Origin of the sequence: Micromonospora pisi, from assembly GCF_003633685.1 — a bacterium.
In the GTDB taxonomy this organism is placed as follows: domain Bacteria; phylum Actinomycetota; class Actinomycetes; order Mycobacteriales; family Micromonosporaceae; genus Micromonospora_G; species Micromonospora_G pisi.
The window spans coordinates 5,838,477-5,851,570 of the sequence record NZ_RBKT01000001.1; the positions used below are offsets into that span (position 1 = coordinate 5,838,477).

Below are 13,094 nucleotides of genomic sequence, written 5' to 3' on the forward strand. Positions count from 1 at the left end.
TCAGGCGGCGGGGAGGGTGAGGTTGGCGAGGACCGGGCGGTGGTCGCTTCCGGGGAGCCGGGGTACGGAGCTGTGGTGTACCGCGATCCGGCGGTCCACCAGCACGTGGTCGAGGGTGACCGGCGGGATGAGGTCGCCGTCGTACGGGCCCCAGGTGCCGCTCAGCCCGTTGCCGGTCGCGTCGGCGGCGTCGGTGTAACCGGTGTCCAGCAGCCGGCGCAGCAGTACGTGGTCGAGGGTGGCGTTGAAGTCCCCGGCCAGTACGCGCACCGGGCCGTCCGGGCTGGCCGGCGGCTCGGCCTCCAGGTCGGCCCGCCAGAACGGCAGTACGTCCAGCGAGTGCGGTGCCATCGGGTGTACCGACTCGACCAGCAGTGGCGGCGCCCCCGGCACCAGCACGGTGGCGTACGCCTGGAGGAAGCTGCCGCCGTTGCGCCGTACGCCACCGTCGCGCAGCGGGAACCGGGCATAGAGGCCGGTTCCCCTCGCCCCGGTATCCGCCCCGAGTTGCTGGTGCGGCAGCAGGTCGGCCAGTCCGAGTTGGTCGAGTTTCACGGCGATCTCAGGGGTGAACTCCTGCACCGCGAGCACGTCCACCCGCTCGTCGCGTACCAGCGCGACCAGTGCGGCCGGGTCGGCGGTGCCGAAGAGCAGGTTGGCGGTGAGCACCCGGATCTCCGGTCCGCTGGCGTCCGGGCGCTCGTCGGCCAGGGCCCGGGGCGCGACCAGCGCGGCGAGGCTCAGCGTGACCAGGGCCGCGACCGCCGCGGCGGTGAAGCGCCGCAGGGCGAGCGCCAGTCCCAGCGGCACCAGCGTGCCGACCACGACGTACGGGGTGAAGGCCAGCAACTGCACCAGTGGGCCCTGTTCCAGTCCGCCGAAGCGGACCACCGCCCAGCCGAGACCGGGCAGGAGCGACAGCCAGCAGAGGACGTCCGGTAGCCGTCGGCGGGGGCGGGTGACCGCGTCCCCGACCCGTGCCCGCGCTCCGGTGCCGGTGCCGGTGCCGGTGGACTCTCGGGCGGTGCCGGTCGGCTTTCCGGTGGTGCCGGTCGGTTCTCCGCTGTCGGTGTGGGTGCTCGGGGCGGTCATCCGGGCAACGTAGCGGATCGTTGTGGTGGTCCTGTGTCTTTCCCGTGCGGACCCGTGCCGGACGGCCCACGTTCTTCCGGCACCACTCGGGTGAACCCGGTCCTTACATGTTTGCCGGTGTCCTGACGGGGAAGCTTGCACCGTGACGGACATGTCGGACACCTTGGCCAGTGGACCCAGGCCGGTCGAGACGACGTCGACCGGCCCCGAGCTTGAACAGACCCTGTTTGAGGTCAAACGGGTGATCGTCGGGCAGGACCGCCTGGTCGAGCGGCTGCTCACCGCGCTGCTCGCGGACGGGCACTGCCTGCTCGAAGGCGTACCCGGGGTGGCGAAGACGCTCGCCGCCCAGACCCTGGCGACGACTGTCGGCGGCACCTTCTCCCGCATCCAGTTCACCCCGGACCTGGTGCCCTCCGACATCGTCGGCACCCGGATCTACCGCGCGTCGAAGGAGACCTTCGACGTCGAACTGGGCCCGATCATGGCGAACCTGGTGCTCGCCGACGAGATCAACCGGGCACCGGCGAAGGTCCAGTCGGCGCTGCTGGAGGCGATGGCCGAACGTCAGGTCTCGATCGGCGGCAACAGCTACCGGGTGCCGGAACCCTTCCTGGTGCTGGCCACCCAGAACCCGATCGAGTCCGAGGGCGTCTACCAGCTCCCCGAGGCGCAGCGGGACCGGTTCCTGATGAAGGTGACCGTCGACTACCCGGGCGACGTCGACGAACTCGCCATCCTCTACCGGATGAGCAGCGACAAGCCCCGGGCCCGCCAGGTGCTGGACCCCACCCGACTGCGGGCGCTGCAACAGCGCGCCGCCCAGGTCTTCGTCCACCACGCGCTCGCCGAGTACGTGGTGCGGCTGATCCTGGCCACCCGCAACCCCGGCCGGTTCGGCCTTCAGGACGTGGCGCCGCTGCTCGCGTACGGGGCGAGCCCCCGCGCCACCCTCGGCCTGGTCGCCGCCGCGCGAGCCCAGGCGATGCTGCGTGGCCGCGACTACGTGCTGCCGGAGGACATCCGGGAACTGGCCGTGGACGTCATCTCGCACCGGCTGGTGCTCTCGTTCGACGCGGTCGCCGACGGGATACCGGCCGAGGCGGTGGTGCGCCGGCTGATCGAGGCGGTGCCACCGCCCCGGATCGCCCCGGCCCGCCGGGACGACCGCCCCGCCGGCCTGGCCGCGGCATGACCGCAGACGCGACGGCCGGGGCAGCGGCATGACCGGGGAGACGCGGTGACCAGGCGGGGACCGGCCGACGACTCGCTCGGGTACGCGACGCTCGGCGAACTCGTACCCGAGGCCCGGCTGCGCCGGCTGGAACTCGCCATCAACCGGCGGCTCGACGGGCTGCTGCACGGGCAGTACCTCGGGCTGCTGCCCGGACCCGGCTCCGAATGCGCCGGCAGCCGGGAGTACCGACCCGGGGAGGACGAGGTACGCCGGATGGACTGGGCCGTCACCGCCCGGACCACGCTGCCGCACGTACGCGAGGTCGACGCCGACCGGGAACTCACCACCTGGCTGCTGGTCGACTCCACCCCGAGCATGGACTTCGGCACCGCCGAGGTGGAGAAACGGGAACTCGCCGTCGCGGCGGCGGCCGCCGTCGGATTCCTCACCGCCGGGTCCGGCAACCGGCTCGGTGCGCACCTGCTCGGTCCGGAGGGAGTCCGCCGCTTTCCGGCCCGTACCGGTCGTACCCATCTGTTGAGCCTGTTGCGGACCATGCTGGCGGCGCCGCGCGGCGCCGACCAGGCACGGCCACCATCGCTGGCCGAGACGATCAGCGCGCTGAACTCGGCCACCCCGCGACGCGGACTGGCCGTGGTCGTCTCCGACCTGCTCGACGGCCTGCCGGACGCCGACACCGGCGAACCCACCTGGGAACGCCCGCTGCGCCGGCTCGCTGCCCGGCACCAGGTGCTCGTGATCGAGGTGACCGACCCGCGCGAACTCGAACTGCCGGACGTCGGGGTGATCACGTTCGTCGACCCCGAGGGCGGCCATCGCCGGGAGGTGTCGACCGGTGACCGCCGGGTACGCGAACGCTTCGCCGAGGCCGCCGCCGCCCAGCGGCAACTGGTCGCCGGTGCGGTACGCCGAACCGGCGCCGCGCACCTGGTGCTCCGTACCGACCGGGACTGGATCGCCGACATCGCCCGGCACGTCCAGTCCCGCCGACGGCTGGCCAGAGCCGGCGCACCGGCCCGGCAGCCGGCCGCGACGGCAACCCTGACGGGACCGGGAGGTGTGCGGTGACCTGGCAGTCCCCAGAACGGTTGTGGCTGCTCGCGGGCGTACTCGCGGTCGCCGTCGGTTATGTCCTGATGCAGCGGCGACGCAGCCAGTACGCGGTCCGCTTCAGCAACCTGCGGCTGCTCGACCGGGTCGCGCCGAAACGACCGGCCTGGCGCCGGCACGTACCGGCGAGCCTCTTCCTGGCCATGCTGGCGCTGCTGGTGGTCGGCTTCGCCCGCCCCTCGGCGGAGGTACGCGTGCCCCGGGAACGGGCCACCGTGATGGTCGCCGTCGACGTCTCGACCTCGATGCTCGCCACCGACGTCGAACCCGACCGGTTGGCGGCGGCGAAGGTGGCGGCGCACAAGTTCGCCGACGCGCTGCCCGACGAGTTCAACGTCGGGCTGGTCGCCTTCGCCGGCAGCGCCGCCGTACTGGTGCCACCCGGCACCGACCGGGACGCCCTGCACCTCGGCATCAAACGACTGGCCGAGGGAAGCACCGGCGTGCAGGGAACCGCGATCGGAGAGGCGATCAGCACCTCGCTGGAAGCGGTCCAGACACTCGACTCGCAGGCCGCGCAGGAGCCACCACCGGCCCGGATCGTGCTCCTCTCCGACGGTGCGAACACCTCCGGTCGGGATCCCATGACAGCCGCCGACGACGCGGTGAAACTCAAGGTGCCGGTGCACACCATCTCCTTCGGCACCGCCGCCGGGTACATCGACCGGGGCGGGCGCCCGATCCGGGTGCCGGTCGACGGTCAGACCCTGCGCACCGTGGCGGAGGAGACCGGTGGCGAGTTCCACGAAGCCGGCACCAGCGCCGAACTGCGGGCCGTCTACGAGGACATCGGCACGTCGGTCGGCTACCGGATGGAGCAGCAGGACGTATCGGCCCGCTTCATCGGTGTGGGCCTGCTGCTGGCCCTCGCCGCCGCCAGCGGCTCGATGCTCTGGTTCTCCCGCCTCCCGTAAGGAAGGGCCCCTTGTTATCGCTTTTTGTATAGGAAGGGCCCCTTCCTAACGCGGCCTCGGGATGGTGCGCGGAGTGCGGCGGGAGGGGTGGGTAGGGCAACGGGACAGGTAATGCGACGGGACAGGTAGGGCGACGGGGACAGGTAGGGCTGAGCGGGACCGACCAGACGAGGAGTGCGTCATGGCACAGCAGAGCGGGCTGGGCGAGCCGCGCGGCCCATGGTTCATCTCACCCGATCTTGACCCTGCGTACGGCGGGCCGGGTAACGGGTCCGGCGACGGGTCCCGTACCAGCCGACGCTGGCGACGGATCCTGTTGACCGGTCTCGCCGTGGTCGCACTCTCGATCGCCTCCGGTGGGCTCGCCGGTGGTTACGTCGCCGGTCAGGGCGAGGTGTCCCCGCAGGCGTCCGCTTCGCCGTCGGCGCTCCCGCCGGACATGGTGGGAGCGGCGGCGCAGGTCGTACCGGGGGTGGTCTCGGTGACCGTGGCCAGCGGCGGTGGGATGGCGACCGGGTCCGGGTTCGCCATCGACGACCAGCAGCATCTGATCACCAACGACCACATCGTGGCCCAGGCCAGTGCGGCGGCAGCGTCGGCGGCTCCCGGCAGCCCGGCCGGCACCGGCACCAGTTCCGGCGGTGAGCCGTCGGTGATGGTCGAGACCCCGGACGGGCGGCAGATGCCGGCCCGGGTGGTCGGGCGGGACTCGGGGAGCGACATAGCCGTACTCAAGGTTGAGCCGGCCGCCAGCCTGGCGCCGCTGGTGCTGGCGAAGCCGGGCGCGACCAAGGTGGGCGAGCCGGTGCTCGCGGTCGGTTCGCCGCTGGGTCTACACGGTACGGTGACCGCCGGCATCGTCAGCGCCCTGGACCGGCAGGTGAAGCTCGGCAACAACCGGCACCGCGCGGTCCAGACCGATGCGCCGATCAATCCGGGTAACTCGGGTGGACCACTGGTCAACGCGAGGGGTGAGGTGGTCGGGGTGAACACCGCGATCGCCACCATCGACGGCAAGGGTTCGATCGGCATCGGTTTCGCCATCCCGATCGAGCAGGTCCAGCAGGTGGCCGACACCATCATCGGCAAGGGCGGCTGAAATGCCGGCGAGGGTACGCGGCGAGGGGACTAACCTCTAGCCATGGCTGACGACGTGGTGTGCGTACGAGCCGGGTGGCCGACGTCATGACGTTGCCCATCCGGCCCGGGACGACGATTCCCGATGCGGAACTGAACTGGCGTTTCTCCCGGTCGAGCGGTCCGGGCGGCCAGGGTGTGAACACCACCGACTCGCGGGTGGAGTTGTCCTGGGACCTGGCCAACTCGACGGCGCTTCCCGAGCACCTGAAGGAACGCGCGTTGAACCGGCTCGGAAACCGGCTGGTCGACGGGGTGCTGACCATCACCGCCTCGGAGCACCGGTCGCAGTTGATGAACCGGGAGGCGGCCCGGGAACGGCTGGCCGCGTTGCTGGCCGAGGCGACCGCGCCGCCCGCGCCGCCGCGTCGCCCGACCCGGCCGTCCCGTGGCGCGAAGGAACGCCGGATCGCGGACAAGAAGCGACGCGGTCAGACCAAGCGGCTGCGCCGCTCGGACGAGGACTGACGAGAACGCTCGGACCAGGATTGACGAGAACGGCCTGGACGAGGCTGACCGGAACCACTGTCGAACGCACCGATCAACCGGTTGTCGCCCCGAGATGAGGCGATGACCGGTTCTTCATCAGATCCTCACGGCTGTTGGGCATGATGGGGCGGATGTCGTACCGGTCGGTCCGTTCCGTTGCATTTGTGCCGGCCGCGTTGTTGCCGGGGTATGGGTGACCGGTCGTGGTGGACCCCACAGCGGCCTCGTATCCGGACCCGCTATACATGCTGGGTATAGTTCGGCGATGGCGCCGGGCAGCGGCCGATCGGCGCCTCGGGTGGGACAGCGCTGACCAGCCCGAGCGGAGCGGCGTCAGGGCGCCGACACCGACCGTGATCCGTGCCCGAGCCCGGGGGGTCGGCTCGGCCAGCCCGCTCCAACGGTGTCGCTCCAGCGCCCGATGGATCACGAGGAAGGACCCGTACCGATGACCTCCCTCACGGGCTCCCCGTCACGCCCGCGACTGCCGCGAACCCACCTCGGCCGCCGACCAGCCAATGCGGCGCCGAGGCGCCCCGGACGGCCGGTGTGAGCGGAGAACTCGCCGAGGCCGTCATCGATCTCACGGCGATCGCCGACAATGTTCGTACCATCTCGGCGGTGGCCCGGACCGGTTTGATGGCGGTGGTCAAGGCCGACGGCTTCGGCCACGGTGCCGCGCCGGTGGCCAGGGCCGCGCTGGCCGCGGGCGTGAGCTGGCTGGGTGTGACGTCGACCACCGAGGCGCTGGTTCTGCGTACGGCCGGAATCCGCGCGCCGATGCTGAGCTGGCTGCACCGGCCGAACGAGGACTTCACCCGCCTGATCGGCGCGGATGTCGACATCGCCGTGTCGACCCTGGCCCACCTGCACACCGTCGCCGCCGCCGGGATGCGCCTCGGGGTGCCGGCGATGGTGCAGCTCAAGGCGGACGTCGGACTTTCCCGCAACGGTGCCGTCAGCAGCGACTGGCCGGAACTCGTGGCCTGGGCCCGGAAGTACGAGGTCGAGGGGGGCCTGCGGGTACGTGGCGTGTGGTCGCATTTGACCAACGCCGAGGCGGAGCTGACCAACGCCGAGGCGGAGCTGACCAACGCCGAGTCGGCGAGCGCGAGCACGAGCCCGATCACGAGCACCGCGCGCCAGACGGCGACGTTCCTTGAGGCGTTGCAGGTGGCCCGGGGCGCCGGACTCGCTCCGGAACTGGTGCACCTGGCCAATTCGGCGGCGGCGTTGGCCGCCCCGGCGGCCCGGTTCGACCTCTGTCGGATCGGGGTGGCCCTGTACGGCGTCGACCCGTTCGGCGCGACCGGGCCGGGTCGGTTCGGTCTGCGGCCGGCGATGACGCTGCGTACGAGTGTGATCAACGTGAAGCGGGTGCCCGCCGGAAGTGGCGTCTCGTACGGGCCGGAACATGTGACCGGCCGTCCGACCACGCTCGCCCTGATTCCGCTCGGTTACGCCGACGGGTTGTCGCGTACGACCGAGGGGCGGGCCTCGGTCTGGCTGGGTGGTCGGCGGTGTCGGATCGTCGGCCGGATCGCCATGGACCAGTGTGTCGTTGACGCCGGTGACCTACCGGTGGCGCTCGGTGACCCGGTGGTCGTCTTCGGCCCCGATTCCGGCGTGTCGAATCGAGCTGCTTCTTCCGCTCCCGATGTCCCGTTTGACCGGGCCGATTCGTTCGACCAGGCTGACCCCGGGTCGTCCGATTTGACCGTACCCACCGTCGCGGAATGGGCACGGTGGGCGGGAACCAATCCGCACGAGGTCCTGACCGGCGTTGGATCCCGGGTGGCGCGTGCATACATTGACGGGGAGCGATGAGCGCAATGAGTATTCGGCTGGCCGTGCTGTTCGGCGGGCGAAGCGGTGAGCATGACGTCTCCCGCCGCTCGGCGGCGAGCATCCTGGCGCACCTGGACCGCGACGTGTACGACGTGACCGAGGTGCTGATCGAGCGCGACGGCGGGTGGCAGGTCGACGGCACGCCGGTCAGCTTCAGCGGGGCGCTGGACGTACTCGGCCGGCAGGACGTGGTCTTCCCGGCGCTGCACGGCCCGTTCGGCGAGGACGGCACCGTCCAGTCCATGTTGGAGTGGCTCGATGTCGCGTACGTGGGCAATGGTGTCTTCGCCAGCGCCGCCGGCATGGACAAGGCGATCACGAAGCGTCTGCTGACAGCCGAGGGCCTGCGGGTGGCCGACGGGGTGTCGCTCGGCCCGGACGACGAGCTGTCCGAGGCGGACCGGGAGCGGTTCGGTCTGCCCGTGTTCGTGAAGCCCGCACGGGCCGGTTCCAGCCTCGGTGTCTCGAAGGTCGACCACTGGTCGGAGCTGCCGGCGGCGATCGCGTTGGCGCGGGAGAGTGACAGCCGGATCCTGGTCGAGCGGGCGATCCGCGGTCGCGAGATCGACGTCGCGGTGTTGCAGTACCCCGACGGGCGGATCGAGGCCGGCCCGCCGCTGGAGATCAAGGTGTCGAGCGCGGCCTTCTTCGACTACGACGCCAAGTACGAGGGCGGCGCGGTCTTCGACATTCCGGCGCGGCTCGACCCCGAGACCACCCAGCGGTTGCAGGACCGGGCGGTGCAGGCGTTCCGCGCGCTCGACTGCCGTGGCCTGCTCCGCGTCGACTTCTTCCTCCCCGAGGTCGGGACCGGGGCGGAATCCGGGGCCGCCGGGGTGGCGGTCCGGGGCAGCACGGCGTGGACCGGGGACCCGAGCGAGCCGGTACTCAACGAGGTGAACACCTTCCCCGGCTTCACCGCAGCGTCGCAGTACCCGCAGATCTGGGCGCGGGCCGGTGTCGAGTTCTCCGCCCTGCTCGACATTCTCATCTCCGGCGCCCGCAAGGAGACCCCGCTGCGCGCGGCCGTAGCGTGACCGGCAGAGTCATCGCCGTGAATGACGGGGTCCCGCGTTGAACGGCGAGGACTTGCCGTGATTCGACGGTGTCGCGCCCAGCGGCGCGGCACCGTCCACACCCGACGGTCGATCGAGATGGGCAGACGGTAAAGGCAATGGTCATCTACACCGCGGAGCGTCTCCGCAAGATCCGAGTGGTGGTCACCGGTGGGGGTACGGGCGGGCACACCTACCCGGCGCTGACCACCATCCGTACGCTGCGTTCCCGGCTCGCCGTGGCCGGCACCGAGCCGGAACTGCTCTGGGTCGGTGTCTCGCACGGGCTCGAAGCGAAGATCGCCCGCCAGGAGGGCATCCCGTTCAAGGCGATCACCACCGGGAAGCTGCGCCGCTCACCGAACCTGAACGAGCTGTGGCGCAACATCACCGACGCGTTCCGCATCCCGTTCGGTGTGCTCCAGGCGATCATGATTGTGGCCCGTACCCGGCCGGCGGTGGTCCTCTCCACCGGTGGTTACGTCTGCGTACCGATCGGCATCGCGGCCTGGCTGACCCGCCGCCCGCTGGTCATGCACGAGCAGATCCTGACGCTGGGGCTGGCGAACCGGATCCTGGCCCAGATCGCCACCACGGTCCTGCTCAGCCACGAATCCTCGGTCGACCACCTGCCGAAGCGGGCGCAGTCACGCGCGGTGGTGACCGGTAACCCGATCCGGCCCGAGATCCTGGCCGGGGACCGGAACCGGGCGCTGGCCGCGTTCGGCCTCGACCCGAACCTGCCGTTGCTCTACGTCACCGGCGGCGCGCAGGGTGCCGTACAGGTGAACAACCTGGTCGCCGAGATCCTGCCGGACCTGCTGTCGAAGTGCCAGGTGCTGCACCAGTGCGGCGAGTACTCCTTCGACCGGATGCGGCAGGTGGCCGACGGGCTGCCCGAGCATCTGCGCGCCCGGTACCGGGTGGTGGACTACGTCCACGACGAGATGCCGGACGTGCTCGCCGCCGCCGACATCGTCGTCGCCCGCAGTGGCGCCGGTACGGTCGCCGAACTCACCGCCCTGGGCAAGGCGTGCGTCTTCATTCCGCTCATCCCGACCGGCGGCGACGAGCAGCGGCGTACCGCCCGGCATCTCGCCGAGTCGGGTGCGGCCCGGATGCTCGCCGGCCCCGATGCCACCCCCGACCGCCTGCGTGAGGAGATCATGATGCTGCTCGACCACCCCGACTACCGTCGGCAGATGGCCGACACCGCCCGGCAACATGGCCGTCCGGACGCCGCCGCTGCGGTCGCGACGGCGCTGATCGACGCCGCCGGGCGGTACGGGGCATGATCCTTCTCTCCGATCCCCGCATCTCGGCCATTCCGCTCGGTGACAATGGTGAGCAACTGATCGACCTCCGTCAGGTCGACGAGCTGCTGGTGGACGACCGCCTGGCCGACCCGGCCGGGGCGTACGCGCACCTTAGGGAGGAGACCCTGGCGCGGCTGCTGACCGCCCAGCGGAGCCTCCCCGGTGGGCTGCGGCTGCTGATCGTCGAGGGTTACCGGCCGTTGGACCTCCAGACGACCTACTTCGAGGATTACAAGGACGAGCTGCGGATGAAGTACCCCGACTGGGAGCCGGCCCGGGTGCACGTGGAGGCGAGCAAGTACGTCTCCCCGCCCGACGTCGCCCCGCACAGCACCGGCGGCACCGTCGACCTGACCCTCTGCACCGTCGACGGGGTCGAGCTGGACATGGGTACGGCCGTCAACGACAGTCCGGTGGCCAGCGCCAACGCCTGCTTCACCGGCTCGCCGGACATCTCCGCGCAGGCCCGGGTCAACCGTGACATCCTCTCCGCCGCGCTCTCCGCCGCTGGCATGGTCAACTACCCGACGGAGTGGTGGCACTGGTCGTTCGGCGACCGCTACTGGGCGTTGAGCACCGGCGCGAACAGCACCCGGTACGGCCCTGTGGCCCTGTCGTGAGGCAGCGGCTCTACGAGGTCGACCTGCTGCGGATCATCGCCGCCGTCGCCGTTGTCGTCTTCCACTACACGTTCTCGGCCTGGATGCAGGGCCTGACCCCGGTGAAGTTCCCGCTGGCCGGGGAGTTCAGCCGGTACGGCTACCTCGGTGTCGACCTCTTCTTCGTGATCAGCGGTTTTGTCGTGCTGCTGAGCGCCTGGGGGCGTACGCCGCAGCAGTTCGTCGTCTCCCGGATCGTCCGCCTCTATCCGGCGTTCTGGGTCGCGGTCACGCTCACCGCCGTGGTCAGCGTCGTCTCCGGCAAGTTCGCCGTCAGCCTCTTCCAGTACCTGGCGAACCTGACCATGTTCAACGCGGCGGCGAACGTCGAGAACATCGACGTCGTCTACTGGACGCTCTGGGCCGAGCTCCGGTTCTACCTGGTGGTGTTCGTCATGGCCCTGATCGGGCTGACCCAGCGCCGGGTGTTGCTGGTGCTCTGGGGCTGGTTGGCGCTGACCGGGTTGATGGAACTCGGGGTGCTGCCGGGTGCGGCGGACCTGCTGCTCCAGACCACGTTCTCGCACTACTTCATCGCCGGGATGGCGTTGGGCCTGATCTACCGGTTCGGCATGAGCTGGGAGCTGGCCGCGATCCTGATCCTGTCGTACGCGAACGCGGTCTACCGGGGGATCGGCTTCGCCGCCGACGTCGCCGAGCGGTACAAGACCGACTTCCACCAGTGGGTGATCGTCGGCGTGATCTGGGCCATCTTCATGATCATGCTGCTGGTCGCGTTGAAGGCGACCTCCACGCTGGGGCGGCCGTGGTTCTCGGTCGCCGGGTCGCTGACGTACCCGCTGTATCTCGTGCACGCGCACATCGGGTTCGTGGTGCTCGCCTGGCTCGGCCCGAAGGTGGCGCCGTACGCGGGGATGAAGTGGGTGCTGGTCGTGGGGCTGATCGCGGTCATGGGTGTGCTCGCGTACGCGATTCACGCCCTGGTCGAGCGACCGGTGGCACCTCCACTCAAGCGGGTGCTGAACCGGATCGCCCGGATTCCGGAGCGGCCGGCGGGTCAACAGCCGGCGCAGGGCGGGGCCCCGGTCAGTCGTTGACGAAGAGGCAGAACGGGTGGCCGGCCGGGTCGAGGTAGACCCGTACGTCCTCCTGGGGTTGGAAGTCCGCGAGGGTCGCCCCGGCGGCCACCGCGTGCGCCCCCGCGCTCTCCAGGTCGTCCACCTCGATGTCGAGGTGCAGCATCATCTGCTGGTCGCCCGGGCCGGCGGGCCAGGTCGGTCGCACGTACGCCGACTCGGTCTGGAACGACAGCCCGGCACCGCCGCTCGGTGCGGCCAGCTTCACCCAGTCCGGCTCGTCCTGCTCCATGCGCCAGCCCAGTAGCCGCTGGTAGAACGCGGCCAGCTCGCGCGCGTCGGGTGAGTCGAGCACGATCCCGGAGACGAACATCGGTGGACGGGTGGTCACGTTTCCTCCCAGGCTGTCGGTGTTCTCCCGGGCATTGTTGCCCACCCACACCGCGTCGCAAGCCCCCAGCAAACACCAGGCTGTGGTCGTCCACTGCCCCTCCAGGGGTAACAGACGACCACAGCCCGACACGATCGCCCTCGGTTCGGCCGAAGTGGCACTCAGATCGAGCGGAGGCGGCGGCGCGGCGGCGGGTCGGAAATCCAACCGAGGAACCGGGCCTCGATCTCGGCCGGGCTGAGATCGGTCAGCTCCTCGGCCGCCCGTTCCCGGAAGTGCTCCATGAAGGTCACGAGTTTGTCCGACTCACGGTGATAGAGAATGCGCAGTCGACCCCGGAAGATCGGGCACGGCCACGGTCGGGCGCAATCAGCGCACAACCATCCGGTGTCGGGGCGGTGCGGAACGCTGAGATCGTCCTCGTCCACCGTCGCATCCCTCCCCGGTGATTTCTCATAACAGATAGATTTCACGCCGCAGGCCATCGGCCTCGGTGATGGTGAAACGGTCCGCCGGTGCGATTTCCCGGAGCAGTGCGGCGACCCTGACCGCACGATTGAGCGCGTCGGTGCGATTGCCGTCGACCATGGCGAGTTTCGTCAACGCCGTGTCCGCCACGGCGGTGAGGTTGAAGGTCACCTTCACCAGTCGTGGCCGTTCCAACCCGTTCACAGCCGGGGGACCGGCGGCCAGCCGACGAAACGTTCGTACAGCCCCTTGGTGGAGGTGTTCGGCGCGTACTCGGCGAGGTCCTTGAGAGCGCAGACGTACTGCCCGGAGAGGTAGAGGCAGAGCGCGACCCGTTTGCCCCGGAACTCGTTGAGCAGGGCCAACCGGGCCGGGCCGCA

15 protein-coding genes are annotated in these 13,094 nt (G+C 70.4%); 10 read left to right on the forward strand and 5 right to left on the reverse strand.

Annotated features, from left to right (window positions below):
- The gene (locus BDK92_RS24940) at positions 1-1,092 is read right to left on the reverse strand and encodes an endonuclease/exonuclease/phosphatase family protein (RefSeq protein WP_121158890.1); all 1,092 of its coding nucleotides are present in this window, start codon (positions 1,090-1,092) and stop codon (positions 1-3) included.
- A gap of 142 nt (positions 1,093-1,234) precedes the next feature.
- Here BDK92_RS24940 and BDK92_RS24945 point away from each other — a divergent pair, with 142 nt between their 5' ends.
- From BDK92_RS24945 to BDK92_RS24990, 10 genes are all read left to right on the forward strand, one after another.
- Positions 1,235-2,287: an AAA family ATPase gene (locus tag BDK92_RS24945; protein ID WP_121158891.1), complete on the forward strand. Its 1,053-nt coding sequence runs from the start codon at positions 1,235-1,237 to the stop codon at positions 2,285-2,287.
- Between the two features lie 117 nt (positions 2,288-2,404).
- Positions 2,405-3,358 (forward strand): DUF58 domain-containing protein, encoded by a 954-nt coding sequence (locus tag BDK92_RS24950; RefSeq protein WP_246017574.1) that lies wholly within the window; start codon positions 2,405-2,407, stop codon positions 3,356-3,358.
- Complete coding sequence (locus BDK92_RS24955; protein WP_121158893.1) at positions 3,355-4,314, forward strand: VWA domain-containing protein; 960 nt, start codon at positions 3,355-3,357, stop codon at positions 4,312-4,314. Before BDK92_RS24950 ends, BDK92_RS24955 begins: the two co-directional genes overlap by 4 nt.
- Before the next feature lie 181 nt (positions 4,315-4,495).
- Positions 4,496-5,413 (forward strand): S1C family serine protease, encoded by a 918-nt coding sequence (locus tag BDK92_RS24960; protein WP_121158894.1) that lies wholly within the window; start codon positions 4,496-4,498, stop codon positions 5,411-5,413.
- Positions 5,414-5,499: 86 nt separating this feature from the next.
- Positions 5,500-5,919 carry an alternative ribosome rescue aminoacyl-tRNA hydrolase ArfB gene (arfB, locus tag BDK92_RS24965; RefSeq protein ID WP_121162552.1) on the forward strand — a complete coding sequence of 140 codons (420 nt, stop codon included), beginning with the start codon at positions 5,500-5,502 and terminating at the stop codon, positions 5,917-5,919.
- Positions 5,920-6,489: 570 nt separating this feature from the next.
- Positions 6,490-7,767, forward strand: coding sequence for an alanine racemase (alr, locus tag BDK92_RS24970; RefSeq protein WP_121158895.1), 1,278 nt, complete (start codon positions 6,490-6,492; stop codon positions 7,765-7,767).
- Positions 7,768-7,772: 5 nt separating this feature from the next.
- A complete protein-coding gene (locus BDK92_RS24975) occupies positions 7,773-8,825 on the forward strand; it encodes a D-alanine--D-alanine ligase family protein (protein WP_121158896.1) in 1,053 nt (350 codons plus the stop codon).
- A gap of 137 nt (positions 8,826-8,962) precedes the next feature.
- Positions 8,963-10,138, forward strand: coding sequence for a UDP-N-acetylglucosamine--N-acetylmuramyl-(pentapeptide) pyrophosphoryl-undecaprenol N-acetylglucosamine transferase (locus BDK92_RS24980; protein ID WP_121158897.1), 1,176 nt, complete (start codon positions 8,963-8,965; stop codon positions 10,136-10,138).
- On the forward strand, positions 10,135-10,779 hold the full coding sequence (locus BDK92_RS24985; RefSeq protein ID WP_121162553.1) for a M15 family metallopeptidase: 645 nt from the start codon (positions 10,135-10,137) through the stop codon (positions 10,777-10,779). The genes BDK92_RS24980 and BDK92_RS24985 overlap by 4 nt, the downstream gene beginning before the upstream one ends.
- Positions 10,776-11,876 (forward strand): acyltransferase family protein, encoded by a 1,101-nt coding sequence (locus BDK92_RS24990; protein WP_170208674.1) that lies wholly within the window; start codon positions 10,776-10,778, stop codon positions 11,874-11,876. The genes BDK92_RS24985 and BDK92_RS24990 overlap by 4 nt, the downstream gene beginning before the upstream one ends.
- Here BDK92_RS24990 and BDK92_RS24995 read toward each other — a convergent pair.
- From BDK92_RS24995 to BDK92_RS25010, 4 genes are all read right to left on the reverse strand, one after another.
- Positions 11,866-12,228, reverse strand: a complete 363-nt coding sequence (locus BDK92_RS24995) for a VOC family protein (RefSeq protein WP_211349661.1) — start codon at positions 12,226-12,228, stop codon at positions 11,866-11,868. The two genes, BDK92_RS24990 and BDK92_RS24995, sit on opposite strands and share 11 nt — an antisense overlap.
- Before the next feature lie 179 nt (positions 12,229-12,407).
- A complete protein-coding gene (locus tag BDK92_RS25000; protein WP_121158899.1) occupies positions 12,408-12,674 on the reverse strand; it encodes a hypothetical protein in 267 nt (88 codons plus the stop codon).
- A 25-nt stretch (positions 12,675-12,699) separates the two neighbouring features.
- Positions 12,700-12,885 (reverse strand): hypothetical protein, encoded by a 186-nt coding sequence (locus BDK92_RS25005; protein ID WP_147457111.1) that lies wholly within the window; start codon positions 12,883-12,885, stop codon positions 12,700-12,702.
- 29 nt (positions 12,886-12,914) lie between these two features.
- The gene (locus BDK92_RS25010) at positions 12,915-13,079 is read right to left on the reverse strand and encodes a hypothetical protein (RefSeq protein ID WP_246017232.1); all 165 of its coding nucleotides are present in this window, start codon (positions 13,077-13,079) and stop codon (positions 12,915-12,917) included.
- Positions 13,080-13,094: the final 15 nt, after the last annotated feature.